Source organism: Lapidilactobacillus luobeiensis (genome assembly GCF_024345205.1).
GTDB classification, from domain to species: domain Bacteria; phylum Bacillota; class Bacilli; order Lactobacillales; family Lactobacillaceae; genus Lapidilactobacillus; species Lapidilactobacillus luobeiensis.
Genome location: NZ_BROC01000019.1, coordinates 1 through 14876, shown reverse-complemented (window position 1 = coordinate 14876; position 14876 = coordinate 1). Strand labels below are relative to the sequence as shown.

At 50.2% G+C, this 14876-nt stretch carries 9 protein-coding genes; 1 reads left to right on the top strand and 8 read right to left on the bottom strand.

All coding sequences use genetic code 11. From position 1 onward, the window contains the following. Nucleotides 1-314: 314 nt before the first annotated feature. The 5 genes from OCU21_RS07420 to OCU21_RS07400 all read right to left on the bottom strand — a co-directional run bounded on the left by OCU21_RS07420 (nt 315) and on the right by OCU21_RS07400 (nt 9611). Entirely contained in the window at nt 315-1880 is a 1566-nt protein-coding gene (locus OCU21_RS07420; RefSeq protein WP_373875476.1) for a ClC family H(+)/Cl(-) exchange transporter, read from the bottom strand. A gap of 714 nt (nt 1881-2594) precedes the next feature. Continuing rightward, on the bottom strand, nt 2595-4199 hold the full coding sequence (locus tag OCU21_RS07415) for an ATP-binding cassette domain-containing protein (RefSeq protein WP_261806805.1): 1605 nt from the start codon (nt 4197-4199) through the stop codon (nt 2595-2597). Continuing rightward, a complete protein-coding gene (locus OCU21_RS07410; RefSeq protein WP_261806804.1) occupies nt 4196-4759 on the bottom strand; it encodes a flavoprotein in 564 nt (187 codons plus the stop codon). The genes OCU21_RS07415 and OCU21_RS07410 overlap by 4 nt, the downstream gene beginning before the upstream one ends. Then, nucleotides 4752-7556, bottom strand: coding sequence for a class III lanthionine synthetase LanKC N-terminal domain-containing protein (locus tag OCU21_RS07405; RefSeq protein ID WP_261806803.1), 2805 nt, complete (start codon nt 7554-7556; stop codon nt 4752-4754). The genes OCU21_RS07410 and OCU21_RS07405 overlap by 8 nt, the downstream gene beginning before the upstream one ends. Before the next feature lie 1353 nt (nt 7557-8909). Next, on the bottom strand, nt 8910-9611 hold the full coding sequence (locus OCU21_RS07400) for a glycerophosphodiester phosphodiesterase family protein (RefSeq protein ID WP_261806802.1): 702 nt from the start codon (nt 9609-9611) through the stop codon (nt 8910-8912). A gap of 319 nt (nt 9612-9930) precedes the next feature. Here OCU21_RS07400 and OCU21_RS07395 point away from each other — a divergent pair, with 319 nt between their 5' ends. Further along, the gene (locus OCU21_RS07395) at nt 9931-10191 is read left to right on the top strand and encodes a hypothetical protein (RefSeq protein ID WP_261806801.1); all 261 of its coding nucleotides are present in this window, start codon (nt 9931-9933) and stop codon (nt 10189-10191) included. A gap of 237 nt (nt 10192-10428) precedes the next feature. Here the strand turns inward: OCU21_RS07395 and mnmG are convergent, their stop codons facing one another. The 3 genes from mnmG to OCU21_RS07380 all read right to left on the bottom strand — a co-directional run. Further along, the gene (gene mnmG, locus OCU21_RS07390; protein ID WP_261806800.1) at nt 10429-12339 is read right to left on the bottom strand and encodes a tRNA uridine-5-carboxymethylaminomethyl(34) synthesis enzyme MnmG; all 1911 of its coding nucleotides are present in this window, start codon (nt 12337-12339) and stop codon (nt 10429-10431) included. 9 nt (nt 12340-12348) lie between these two features. Then, the gene (gene mnmE, locus OCU21_RS07385) at nt 12349-13734 is read right to left on the bottom strand and encodes a tRNA uridine-5-carboxymethylaminomethyl(34) synthesis GTPase MnmE (protein WP_261806799.1); all 1386 of its coding nucleotides are present in this window, start codon (nt 13732-13734) and stop codon (nt 12349-12351) included. 209 nt (nt 13735-13943) lie between these two features. After that, nucleotides 13944-14876: ISLre2 family transposase (locus OCU21_RS07380; protein WP_261806798.1), on the bottom strand; the 933-nt coding region annotated here is incomplete at its 5' end.

The following is a 14876-nucleotide window of genomic DNA, read 5'->3' as shown; positions in this document are numbered from 1 at the left end:
TCACTTTTATCGCTTTTCGATGAATCACTACCATTATTACTTTACACATTTGCTATCTTCCTTTATTCTCCAAGAACAACTCGAAACGTTGAACCCTTAATGCTTTTTTGGAATACCCCCTTAGGCCGGATTGTAAAAATAGGCATATAAAAGGTCCAACTACAGTCACATCACCAAGACTGTAGTTGGACCCAAAAATTTATAGTTATTGCGGAAATACGTTCGCAATCTAAATCATAACCTTATCGAGTGGCTATCTTAAAAATCACATACAAAGTTTTTTCGTAAGATTTCATCATCTTAATCATCCCCTGCTAGATCCGCACGCGGTCAGGCTGTTGGCTGAGGGCGATGATCTCCTTTTTGACTTGGGCCCGTTGGTTGTGGTCGGTCAAGATCACCAGCGTGTCGCCGGCGAGGATCTCGGTGTCACCCTTGGGGATCACTTCCCGGGAACCGCGGTGGATCGACATCAGCAGCGTGTTGGTCGGCCATTCCACATCGCGCACCTGCAAGCCGACGAACCGGGTGCCCTCAAAAACTGGGATCTCGATGCGGTCATTACGCCCGGTCAATTTGGCCAATTTCTGGTCCAGCGTCATTTTCGCCGCTAGGGATTCATAGATCGGCGCGCCACCTAGCAGGTCAACGACCAAATAAGCGGTCAAGGACACCACGGCCAGCGGCATCAAATGGCTCAAATTCCCAACCATTTCGGTGATCAACAGAATCGCGGTGAAGGGTGCCTTCCCGATCCCGGCAAAATAACCGGCCATGGCCACGATCACCAAGTTTAGGATCAATTCTTTGGGCAAAAGGTGTAAGTTGACCATGATCACCGCGTAGAAATCGCCTAAGAGCGCGCCCAAAGTCAGGATTGGTAGGAAGATGCCCCCAGGTAGGCCGGAACCATAAGAAATCATCGAGAAAATAAACCGCAGACTAAAAAGGCCGAAAACCACTAACGCTGCTGGTTGTTGCTGGGCCAAGCTCAAAATCAAACCATTGCCGCCGCCTAGTGTTTGCGGCCAGTAATAACCAACGATCGTCACCAGTAATAAGGGCACGATCCCGTCAGCGTACCGCGGGAGTTTGCCGATTTTTTCATAGAGTTTGGGCATGTACAGCAGGATGCGCTGGTACACGATGCCCATCACCCCAAGGAAAATCCCCAATAAAATCAAGTGCCAGTATAACGCTAAGGGGAAATTATCCGCGTACTCCAAATGCAAAACCGGCGTTAAGCCGAAGAAATTGGAGGACACGAAATTGGCGCCCACTGCCCCGGACAAGGCGGTCATCCAAACCAGCGGCGAGAAATTATGGTAGACCTCTTCCAACACGAACATCGTTCCGGCCATCGGGGCGTTGAACGCCGCCGATAAGCCACTGGCCGCTCCCGCCGCGATCAACACGCGGGCGTCGGTACCCTTTTCCTTGGTCAAGGTCGCGAAACCCTCGCCGATCGAAGAACCCAACTGGATCGAGGGGCCTTCACGCCCGAGAAAGAGGCCGGCGCCGATCGCCAAGACTCCACCGACAAATTTCCGCCACAAAATCGACCACCAGTGAAGTTGTAAACTTCCCTCCAACTGCGCCTCGACTTCGGGGATCCCTGAACCCATAATGTGGGGCTGTTGCTTGATCAGAACTACGTTGATCACGCCGATCAACACCAGTAGCGCCACGATCAGCACCAGCCACCAACCGTTGCCGTGGGCGCGGCCATAGAGGAACCGCCAGCCTCGCAACGATTCTTCGATCAATAAGCGAAAAAGACTGACCCCTAAACCGGCAATCAGTCCTACCAATAATCCTTTAAAAATATAACTTACATGGGTCGTATCTAAAGTCGCCCGTAGTTTTCGCACCGTCAACACCTCAATTCTATTTAAAACCCAAAACGGTGATTGGTCAAGGCGCCCGGGCAATTGCGGCCTGACCCGCTACGGCGTTGTCTAATTAAATCGATGTGAGCTTCTATACTAAAAGTAGATTGGCCGCAGCTTGCGCTGCGCGTGGCGTTGGTGGTGGGCGAGCGTGGTGGGGCTCCAGGTCGGGCTGGGGGTGGTGGAACGCGGCGGGCACGATTTTGAGCTTTTCGGAAGTGCACCGAAAATCTCAAAACTCGGCCTTATTCTAAGCGGCAAAGCCGCCAAGAATAATATCGCGGCTGACTCACCCCCAGCCCGACCTTCCGCCTGACGAACAAACAGAACACCAATACCACGCTCCGCTCCAGCCGCTCAACGTTATAACAGCCGTTTGAGTACTCACGCCAGTTGGCAAGCTATGGTCAATTGATGAGAGCCACGCAAATGACGGTCATGGCTAGTGGTCACCAGCTTTAAATTGGTGACACCAGCATAATTGACCTACTGAACCAAGGCAAGTTCGGGATAAATCGACCGAATAGTATTCGTGGACGATTTTGCGTGAAGCGCCGACAGTATTCGTGCATGACTTAAAATAGTCTGACTGATTACCCCAAATTCCGTTGGTATTGCCGTCCCACAAAAAAGGGCGATCATTTTGACCGCCTTCCTAGCAAATGCACCTCGTTCGATTCTGGTTGGTCCCCACCTGCGCCATTGTTAATTCACTCGCGCGAAGTTGCCCTGGGCTAACGCATAATGTTTGATTTGGTGGTCGTTAATCGCGTCGGCGTCAAAATGATGGGCAACTTCAATCACTGTACACGGTAAGGCGCCAAGGATCTGATTGATTTTCGCGGACATCTCGTTGTCGAGATTGGCGGTGGCTTCATCGATCAAGATGATTTTCTTCTGGTAAAGGAGGGCGCGGGCGATTTCGATTCGTTGCCGTTGGCCGCCTGATAATTTGTCCCCGTTTTCGCCAAAGCGTTGTTCCAATAAATCATCGCCCAGTTCATCAACTAAGCCAACTTGTTGCAAGACCTCTTTACAGTCGTGATCGGTAAATTCGCGTCCGAAAGTCAAATTGAATTTGAGGGTGTCATTGAAGAGAAAAGGTGCTTGCTGAATATAGGCCATGACTTCGTTGGCCTTGACCTTGTCGCCGGCGGCCGTGATTTTGATCGCGCCGCTGGTAGGCTTGAGCAAGCCTTGGATCAGATTGAGGATCGTTGTTTTCCCCGCGCCAGACGGGCCTGTTAGCAGGATCTTATCTAGATAGGGGATCTCAAAGGAGGCGTTTTGGAGAATGACCCCGGCTTTGGGATAGGCGAAAGTGACCTTGTCGAAGGTGATCAGCGGTTGCAGTGAAGCGTCTGCTTTCGCGCTAGCTTCGTCGAAATCAAGGGTTTCTTCCTTGAAAGTCGCCCGAATTTCTTGCGTTGTTTTCATGGTATTCAGATTCTGGATCAGCCCGCGTAAAGGTCCGACCACCCGATCGCTGGCTAAGAAAATACCAATGACGACGCTGGCCTCGATGGCGCCGGAAGTAATAAACAGTAATCCCACGCCCAGGGGTACTAAGAAACTAATGACCGAGAGTGTGGCTGTCAACAATGTCGCCCAGCATTGACGGTCGTTCATTTTCTTATAGGACGTTTCCGAGCGATCCAAATAGTGCAAGGTATCTGTAAAAGTGTTCTTCTCAGCGGAGTAGATCTTGATCGTCTTCAGGCCGCTGAATAAATCATTGACCTTGGTCAGGAAATAGGCGCTATCATTCTGCCAGATCTGCGCGCTATCCATCAGGCCTTTGCCGACCAATTTAGGCACGATCGTTGGTAGTAATGAGAACACAATAAACAGCAGGCCAATGGGAATATTCAAGTACAGAATATAAACAGCGGAAACGACCGCGGTGAGCAGGTACGCCAGTGATTCGAAGATCAATGAGAAATAGTTGGTTTCCACCAATTTGAAATCGTTGAAAATCTTCGAGACTTTCTTCGCGGCATCGCCAGTGGTCGTCGCATCATGCAACTGCGAGTAAATATAATTCTCTTTCAAATCGATATTCATGATTTTAATGGCTTTGTTTTCCAGCAATTTCCGGCCTACCATCGCGCCGTAAACCGTTAACATGGCCAACATGCTGACCCCGATGTAAGCCAGCGCGCTGGTCGTTTTGGTATTCTTGGTGAAATTGGAGACGTTGGAAACAATGGCAGCCAGAACCACGCCGTCAAAGGACGAAATGATCATGACTACCAAGATTAATAAAATCAGCGGTTTGGGTAATATTTTCAGAAGATGCTTACCATTCATTGTTCTGTCCTCTTTCTTAGCACACTGTTGATGTCGGTTTTTAATGTCGTGAGGTCCGGATGGACACTTGGCTCAGTGACGGTTCGATTGGCCAACGTCACCTGTTTATCGATCGCGTAGGAGAAATAGACGCCGCGTTCTTGAAGTTTTCTAATATTCGCCTGAAGTGGTCGCTGCTCCCACAGCGTGATCGCCATCTCCGGATAGAAAATCAGCGGACATTTCGCGGTAGCGATGCTGGCGAGCAACGCGTTATCCGTGATCGCGTTGGCGGCCTTGGTGATGGTGTTCGCCGATGCCGGAATAATCACCATTAGATCGGCCCATTTTGTTAGGTCCACGGGATCAAGATCCTGTTCTAACTCCTGATCGTCCGCCAACTCGACCAGCGCCAGCAACGCTTTTTTATCAAAAAAATGCTCACTTTTCGGCGTAGTGATCAGCTTAATATTCTGACAAATATTTTCTTGGATAGCGTGAATCGTTGCGGCCGCCTGCAACGCGTAGGCGCCAGCGGTAATTCCCAGCAACAATTTCCCGTTATGATAGAAGTCATTCATGACCCTTAGCCTCCTGCGCAAGATCATCTAAGAAGAAATCATGACCTGTATTTTTGACCAGCCGCTGGTAAAAAGCCGCGACGCCCAGTTCCCCCGTTAGAAAATCATTGCTGATCTGTAAGAGCGACCTGCCCGGATAGGCGATCCCATCCTCCTTCTGGATCTTAAAGCGCTGCAAACCCTGATAGATTCGCCAGGCCGCGCGCAGATACTTGTCATCCCCGATGATCTGATAAGCGTCGAGTAGCACCATTCCAATGCCCGCCGCGCCGGCGCCATACCCCACGGTCACGAGGTACTTTCGCGCCAGATCGTCAGCTAGGAAATCCAGCAAATCAGCAAGTTTCTGCTTATTCGCGACCTGCGTGGCCTGCGTAATTCGCGTGACTTGCGCAACTCGCGTGGTCCGTATATTCTGTTTGGTCTGTGTACCCTGCTTGGTCTGTGTAGCATGCGTACTCTGTTTAGTCTGCTCAACTTGATAAAAACGAAGCAACACGGCGACCAATCCCGCCGTGCCGGAGAACAAGTCGGATGCGCCGGTCTTCGCGGTTGCGCTTCGCCGCAACACGACGGCCTGATCCGTGCTGATCACCTTGGTCAATTCGAAATTGAGCGCCTTTTCAGCGATCGCTAATAAGAAAGCATCGTCAGTCAGATCCGCCAGCTTCAATAGAAACAGGGCGATGCCACTTCCGCCTGCCGCTAAACCGCAAGGAATCTGATCCTGACCATCGCGCCAGAAAACAGTTTCCACGGTCATGCTCATTGCCGCAAGTAATTTATCTTTGACCTCGCCGGCATACTGCAAGTATTGTTCCTGCTTGGTTTGGGTGTAGAAATACAGATAGGTCAAGCCGATCCCCGCCAGGCCAGATCTTAGGCTGAAATCATTGGTTTTACGCTTGAGTGTCGCACTGACTCGCTCGAGCACCTGAATACTATCAGCCGTCTGCCCGCATTCAAGCAAGACCCAGGCGATTCCCGCCAGCCCATCATAGAGACCAACTTCCGTGACCTGATCCGCATTCTGCCCAAGTGTGGTGACCGCCCGATCATCGCGCACCAAGCCGTTCTTCGTCTGATAATGGACCAGACCGGCTAGGCCGTTGGCGACATTTAACGAATTGTGCCGCTGACAATCGCCAGGAATCAAGACCGCCAGCGTCTGATAATCAACGTGCTTGCCCAGATAAGCGTTCATTTGCTTGAGCTCAAGTGCAACTGCCGCGGCTTGCGGCTGTAACTCATGATCATGGAACTGCACATCAGCAAAACTCGTCTGACTTAGTTGCGCGGTTAGTTCTGGCAAATTCACCTTTTCGGGATGATCCAGCAACGATTCAATGACTGCCATGAAACTCGCTGGCAGCTGATAATCACGCTGAAGGGCGGCCATGAATTTCTTGACGATCCCCCGATCGATCGAAAGGCCATCATTGATCGGTAGTAAGGAATTGACCAGCACCGCGCCGACAACAAAATAGTCATGATCCACCCGCGCTTGATCACTTTTTTCTGCTTGCCCACCAAATTCTGGGGTGCTATTGCTAACACCGCTAGGCTGATCAAGGTATCCACCGTCTTTAAGATCTAGTAAATAGAGCTCAAACTTGTCATCGATCATCAGATCTGCGGTCGAAAGTTCACCCAGATAAACCTTATTGTGATGCATGACCGCCAACGCGGTAAGCAAATTTATGGCGATCTGCTTGATCTGTTGCAGGTATCGTTTCAATTGTTCAAGCCGTGCTGTTGTATTTGAATACGATCCTGAAAAGGTCAGGGGGTTATTTTCGGTGATAAAAGATTGTAGATCTTGTCCTTCGATCAGACCCTCCACCAGAAAATAGTTTTCCCATTGCTTGAACAGCTCGATCGGCATGGGAATGTTAAGATTTTTCTGTTTGTCCAGGCGCTTGAGCAACTGCCATTCTCGCTGGCGGATCGAAACGGCGTCTTCATCATTCGCGGTATTCATCTGGGTAGCGGGCCGCGCTTCCTTGAGGATGACGGTTCGCGCGGCGAAATTATCAGCGGCGACATAAAGACCACCTGAGTTGGTGTAGTGGAGTACCTTTTTGATGGTATACCGGCCATGATGCAGGGTAATTTCTTCATCGGGGACATCTTTGCGTTCGTTCCTGTGGGTGAAAGGATCTTTGACCCAGTTCGGCTGATAATAATACGCGCGGCGAACATCAATGACTTTCTTGCCGTTCGGATCAAGGATGGCTGGTTGTAATTTTCCTGACGCGTCAAGCATGGTGCGGTGTTTGAAGCCCCCATAGCGATAATATAAGACGCGACAATTTTTTCGATAGCGCCGATCCGATAAGATATACGGTCCTTTGAATGATTTCATGATTGGATAGAGCTCGCGTAAGACCCGCTTGAACTGTTCGGTCGACTTGGGATAAATCGTGATAAACTTACCGGATTCATGCCGCGGCCAGTTTTTGCTGTTTTGCAGGATAAAGAGCTGCGGGTCACAAACAAACTTATAATTGATCTTGTCCCGCGAACAAATTTCTGAACAAATTTCCAACGTTCTCTTGGCGTTTCCCGGAATTGCCGCAACGTGAATCTTCCAACCTTGCTCCGGAAGATCCTCCGTCTGGTAGACCACCTCGTAATAGATCCCATTCTTGACGATCTGACCATCCTTAACGACAGCCAAATAGTCGGAAGTCGGCTGATATTCCGATTCCAAATTAACATCGAACTCCGAAGCAATGAGAGCGGAATTGGCAGATAGCAAATTTTCGCGGCGCAATTTCACATTATCCTGAATCATTCTCTTCCCCTTCTAAAAAAAAGAAGCCAACTCAGAGAATTAGCTTCTTATAGATATGGAACCGATCAGTCGCCAACACCAAGAACACGATCCACGATCTCAATGAGCGCGGGATCGTCAGTGATATCGTCAGCGTCAGCTTGTAAGGCCTGTAAAGCCAAAACATCAGCCATTTTCTCTCCTCCTCGATCTGGATCCTCTAGTTTCTTAACGTTCAGAACTCCCAGCAGCTCATGCCTATCTACCCAGCAGACTTAACTGAATCGGTCGTTTTTAAAACCAACTAAAAGATTAGGATAGTTAAAAAAATCGAACTGGTGATCAAGGATGCGAATCATAAATAATTAGAATCGGACGTAAGCTGTGCATTTCTTTATTCATTATCTTAGAACTTTATTAGGCTTGCGTCAACGCAAAATGAGAACTTTTTTACTTTCATGCCATTTATATGTAATGTTGTCATAAACAGCAGGTTGACTTTGCACGTTAACCTAGCAAAAGTAGCTTGCCCGCAGCTTGCGCTCAACGTTATAACAGTCGTTTGAGCACTCACGCCAACTGGCAGGCTATGGTCAATTGATGGGGGGCCCCGCAAATGACGGACGTGCTTAGTGGTCATCAGCTTTAAATTGGCGACACCAGAATAGTTTGCCGGATAAACCAAGATGAGTACTGGACAAGTCAGCTAAATCAGTTGGCCTTCACCAAAAGATTATCTTAAGAAAGCAGGTAAAACCGGTCACCCTTCGCAAAGTGGCCCAACCAACTAATCCAATTCCGTTAGTGTTGCCGCCCCACAAAAAAGGTGGCGATCGTTTTGACCGCCACCCTTGCAAAAGCACTTCGTCAGATACCTAACTTCGATTGCAGATAGGCTCAATTCTGCCTAGCAACCGCCTCAGAACGTGTGGCTCTATTCAGAGTGAAAGCCGACCTGCATTGCTTCTGAGCATTAGCCTAGCAAGGATTTTGGAAGCTGAACTTTGCTTCCAGAATCCTTGCGTAGCTAAGCGGAAGAAGCTAGGTCGGCGAACACGTTTCAGCGGTGAAATTTTTCTTTGTAGCTGCGGAGCAGATACTTAGAAAAAGGCCTGATTTTGAGACAAGCCGCGCTTTTTGCGGATTGGCTCAAAACAGTGCCCACCGCGTTCGAAACAGAGTGCGCAGCGCAACGGGTTGACTTTGAGCATTAGCCTAGCAACGGCTTTGGAAGCGAGCTTCGCTTCCGAAGCCATTGCGTAGCTAAGCACAGAAGTCAGTTGCGCGGAGCACGTTTCCAGCCACGACAGACGTCCTGAGGTGGTTGCGTCACCACCAACCACACCACACCCACATCTGCAATCAAACGTAGATTTACGATGTAGCAACCATCGTCCGCGCTTGCGGCACCAACTCGCTGGCCTGCTCATAACGATCCGTGATCACCCCGATCACCCCAGGTTGGCTAGCCAAATGTTGCATTTTTAACGGGTCGTTGATCGTCCACAAACGTTGTGGTACCGCTAAATCTGGAAAATAAGTGTCGCTGTGTAGCGCCGTCACCAGCTGACCGACTTGTCCCCACGCTGGGATCGCGTTTCCTTCCACTAATAACGCGCGCTCTTGTTGAGGCGCGATTTTAGCGATCGTTACAATGCTGTCAGGGTTGAAGGAACTATACAGTGTTTGCGCCGCACAATCATGAGCGATCACAGCGGCTTGGGTCGCCGCTTCAATGCCGGGATAGCGGAGATTTCCCGTTTTGAATTCAATGTTCAAGGCGACTTGGCTACCGGCGAAAATCGTCAAAACTTCGGTCAGCGTAGGTACTGGCTCCCCATTAGCCAAATGAAATTGACGTAATTGGGCCAAAGTATAATCATGGATCTGACCATGGCCATTGGTAGTCCGATCCAAGCATTCGTCATGCATCACGATCAACGCGCCGTCGCGGCTGAACTGAACATCGGTCTCCACGCCGGCGAAGTGATGCGCGGCGGCGTAGCGGAAACCCGCCAAACTATTTTCTGGAAAACGCGCTGGATAACCGCGATGGCCAAAAATTTTAAATATCATGACAATTTACCCCCTACTTACTCGGTGTGCCGAGCATTCTAGGTGCAGTATACCGCTTCTGGTTGGAAAAACAATCTTGCCGTCTGACTTATTCACGGGAATTTTCAAGCAGCATGACCCAACGATTTCTCCACTGCTTTCAACGGTAAAGGAACTCTCGCTGATGGTCGCGTCATGACAATTATGAGCCGTCATTTCATGATACTGCTCCAGTTCTGCAATATTTCATGCTTCGATTTTTTTACATTGTTATGATTTTTTTTAGTGATATAATGAATCTAATGATTGATCATTATTTATCAAAAAAGGAGTGTCAACAATGAAAATCTTTTGGAAAAACTTGACGACGCGGAAAAAATTGACGCGAATTCGGCACGTTCTGCCCGTGATGACGGTGATTATTGTGGTGTTATCCATTATTGATCCCGTTGGCACTTGGTCAGACGTCTTCTTCTATGACCTTTTTGTCGTTTCTGATACGATTGCCGTGATCAAACTGTACACACTACGGGTCAAATACGAAGACTTGGAGAACAGTATCACGTCAGCGACGCCCTCTGCCCACGAACCTAATGAATAATCAGTTGACCAAGCAATTGCGGCAGCGATCGCCCAAGTCACGCGACCAACAAGCTTGCTGAATCACCCTTATAAAAAAAGGACCACGACGGGAAATCATGAAGATTTCTAGTTGTGGTCCTTTTCTAATGGGCCTGAGTGCAGACGCATCAACACCCATTCTGGTCAGTTGCTGAATTGTGCCTTACCAAGTAGACGCTGAAACTGGTTGGGTCACGCCAATGCAACGATCGGGGCGCTATTTGGCGACTTTCGCGATCCGGCCTTGCTCAATGTAGACGCTGAGGATCGCCAAGTCGGCGGGATTGACGCCACTGATCCGGGACGCTTGGGCCAAGGTTTCCGGTTGGATCTTGGTCAATTTCTGACGTGCTTCGGTGGCCAGGCCATTGATCGCCGCGTAATCCAAGCGCTCGGGGATTTTTTTCGCTTCCAGACGACGTAGGCGGGCGATTTTTTGTTCTTCTTTGTGGATGTAGCCAGCGTACTTCAACTGGATCTCAACTTGTTCTTGCACGTATCGATCAACGGCTGGCGCGCCGGGACCGATCAAGGCCGCCACGTCTTGATAGCTGATCTGGGGGCGTTTCAAGAATTCGCTGGCCAAAAGACCATCTTTCAACGGCGCCATTCCCTTGGCCGCTAATAGTTCTTGGACCCCGGCCTGACCGGGTTTGATGCGGACATTGGCGAGACGCTGGAGTTCTGTGGTGATCGCGGCTTGCTTAACGCGGAAGGCTTGATAACGGTCAGCGGAGATCAAGCCTAGCTCATGGCCTTTTTCCGTTAGGCGCAGGTCAGCGTTGTCGTGGCGCAGAATCAACCGGTATTCGGCGCGGCTGGTCAAGAGCCGATAGGGTTCGTTGGTGCCTTTGGTGACCAAATCGTCGATCATCACGCCGATATAGGCTTCGTCTCGGCCTAAGGTGAAGTCAGCGGGGCGGCCTGCCGCTCGTAACGCGGCGTTGATCCCGGCGATCAAGCCCTGGCCGCCAGCCTCTTCGTAGCCTGAAGTTCCGTTCATTTGGCCGGCGGTGAAGAGGTTCTTCACGACTTTCGTTTCCAGTGTATGGGTCAATTGCCACGGCTCGATCACGTCATATTCAATGGCGTAACCGGGCCGCATCAACTCGGCGTGCTCCAGACCAGCGACAGAATGCAACATCTTCAGCTGGATCTCCTCCGGCATCGAGGTGGAGAAATCACCCACATAATATTCTTCTGTGTGCCGACCTTCTGGCTCCAAAAATAATTGGTGCCGCGGTTTATCCGCGAAGCGAACGATCTTATCCTCGATCGATGGACAATAACGAGGGCCGACCCCTTCAATGATCCCGGAGAACATTGGCGCGCGGTCCAAGTTATCGCGAATGATCTGATGCGTGGTGCCATTGGTATAAGTCATCCAGCAAGATAATTGATCCTTGACGTAGGCTGAATCCGGCGTCAAATAAGAGAAGTGGTTAGGTTGCTGGTCACCAGGTTGCTCAATGGTCTGGTCGTAGTCGATCGTATTACCATCGACCCGCGGTGGCGTACCAGTTTTGAAACGGCGTAATTTGAAGCCTAAGTGCTCCAAACTTTCGGACAACTTGATCGAGGGCAGCGAATTGTTGGGCCCAGAAGAGTAGGTCAATTCGCCGATAATGATCTTACCCCGAGAGGAGGTGCCCGCGGTCAAAACCACACTTTTCGCTTCGTAACAAGCGCCGGTCGCCGTGATCACGCCGCGACAAACCCCGTCGGTCACGATCAGATCATTGACCAGGCCTTGGCGCAACGTTAGATTCGGTTCATTCTCCAAGGTGTCTTTCATAACGGCGTGATAATCAGCCTTGTCTGCTTGGGCGCGTAAAGCCCGCACCGCTGGACCTTTTCCTGTATTCAACATCCGCATTTGAATATAAGTGGCGTCGATATTTTGCCCCATTTGTCCGCCTAGCGCGTCGATCTCGCGAACCACGGTGCCTTTGGCGGGGCCGCCTAGTGAAGGATTGCACGGCATGAAAGCGACCATATCCAGATTGATCGTCAACAACAAGGTTTTCTGCCCCATGCGGGCGGCGGCTAACGCGGCTTCACAGCCGGCATGGCCAGCGCCGACCACGATCACGTCATATTCTTTGGAACTATACTGCTTGACTTCCATGTTGACTTCCTACTTTCCTAAACAAAACTGGCTGAACAGCTGGGTGATCAATTCGTCCGGCGCGCTTTCGCCGGTGATCTCGCCCAATTTGTCCCAGCAATTGGTCATGTCGATCTGGACCAGATCAACGGGCAAGCCCGAATCTAAGCCAGCCAAAACATCATGTAACGCCTGTTGCGCCTGACGCAACAAGCCGATCTGGCGATTATTGGAGACCAGGATATCCTTTTGTTGATTCTCGATCCCGCCGAAAAACATGGTTTTGATCGTGGTTTCCAGCTGATCCAAGCCGGCTTGATCCTTGACCGAAACCACCAAAGGCGCGCTGGTCACGCCTAGCGCGGTCAATTCGGTTTGTGTGGTGACCGCTTGCAGATCCGCCTTGTTCAAGACGATGATCCGCTTCTGTTGGCTGGTCAGTTGTAATAATTCCCGATCCGCCGCCGTTAAAGGCTCACTGCCATTCAAGACCAAGATGATCAGGTCCGCGCTGGCCAAGGCTTTCTTGCTGCGGGCCACGCCGATCTTCTCGACTTTGTCTTCGGTGTCATGGATCCCGGCGGTGTCGATCAATTTCAGCGGCACCCCTTGGACATTGACATATTCCTCCAACACATCGCGGGTCGTTCCAGCCACATCTGTGACGATCGCCTTGTCCTCATGTAACAAGTAATTTAGCAACGAGGACTTGCCCACGTTGGGCCGACCAATGATCGCCGTCGCCAAGCCTTCACGCAAAATTTTGCCTTGACCAGCGGTGGCCAGCAATTGGCTGATCTCTTGTTGAACGGTCCCGGCCTTCTCCCGCAACATTTGCGCGGTCAGTTGTTCTTCGTCGTATTCCGGATAGTCGATATTGACCTCGACTTGGGCCAACACTTGCAAGATCTCCTGACGCAAATTCTTGATCAAGTGCTCCAGATTGCCATCCAGCTGGTTCAACGCCACTTTCATCGCCGCGTCCGTCTTGGCCCGGATCAGATCCATCACCGACTCCGCCTGAGTCAAATCGATCCGCCCATTAAGGAAAGCTCGCTTGGTGAATTCGCCGGGCTCGGCCATCCGCGCGCCTACAGCCAACAACAGTTGTAAGATCCGATTAGTCGAAACGATGCCCCCATGGCAATTGATCTCGACCACATCTTCGCGAGTGAATGTCTTGGGCGCCCGCATTACCGCGACCATCACCTCATCCAGTTCCTCGTGAGCCGCTGGGTCGATAATGTGCCCATAATGCAAGGTGTGACTGGCCACTTGGGTCAGATCCGCCCCGCGAAAGACCCGATTCGCCAGCGCGACCGCTTGCTCCCCAGACAAACGCACGATCGAGATCGCCCCTTCACCAGGCGGCGTCGAAATCGCCGTGATCGTATCATATTCCGTGACCGTTGCCATGTTAAAACCTCTTTCTTGATTTTTGACCATAAAAAAAGTGCCTAAAATCTACGCGCCGATCAGTCCCGCCGCGTAGATAAAGCACTTTGACTACTTTATCGCTTAACTTGTAGGAATAATATAAACCAAAATGGCCGAAAAGTAAAGCGCCCGGCACGTATGTGTCAAGTTTTTCTCGGTTCTCTTTATTTGAGCTACTCATTGTTAGTTTAGTTTAGGTCGTTCAGCGCCCGTGCGAAGCGACCAAATGATGTTCCAGTGACTCCTTGCGCGTTGATCACACCGGATTTTGCCCCGACGTGGTCGTTATGCTTTCCTACCGCAAACAGTGACCGTAGTTTGAAGTTCGGCGCAATCACGATTTGCCCATTATCTGTTAGCCTCTGGGGCGCATTAAACATGGTTGTTTGGCGTAGCGAACGCTCCAACTCACCATTTTGCTCGGCATCGATTATCATAAGCATGGCCTTAAGGCCAGTAATGCTCCAGCTACGTCCTTGTTTCTTTAAACGATACGTATACGCGCGATGGTTGCTCTCACAACTACCAAGACCGCTATGCCGCCACTGAACGACTGCAAATGGCTTGATGCTATCCCAGTTACGATTCAAATAATCTCGCAAGCGTTTGATATTATCCGCGACGTCGTCGCGATAATCTCCGTTTGTTGCGATTGATTCGGCGGTATCTAGGATCATCTTCACCTGTGGCTTATCCGCTGCGAACACCGCTTGTCTAAGTCGCTTCTTTAGTGGCGTTGGCATCAAACTGAAACGTTCTTTGAGTTTGCGATTCAAGTGGTAGGCATCAAGCACGTGAACATGTTGTTCTTTAGTCGGTGAGAACACTTGAAAAGCACTTGGCTCATAACCACTCCCATTATCACTTCCCGTAATAATTTGTGTGTTCTTGCAGTCGTAATGACTGTCTAAATACTCTGACATCTGTTCGAAAACCAACCGGCGATTCAGCCCACTAATGATGTATCGTTGCTTTAAAATGTGTCGTTTCCCGTTCAAAATAACCCCTTCACTGACTTGAAGTCGATGTACCATGACCCGCAGGCCGTGTTTGATTTTCACTTGAAACGCATCACCTTCGATGAACAGTTGTGTCGTACAGGCTTTCTCATTCTTCTGCTT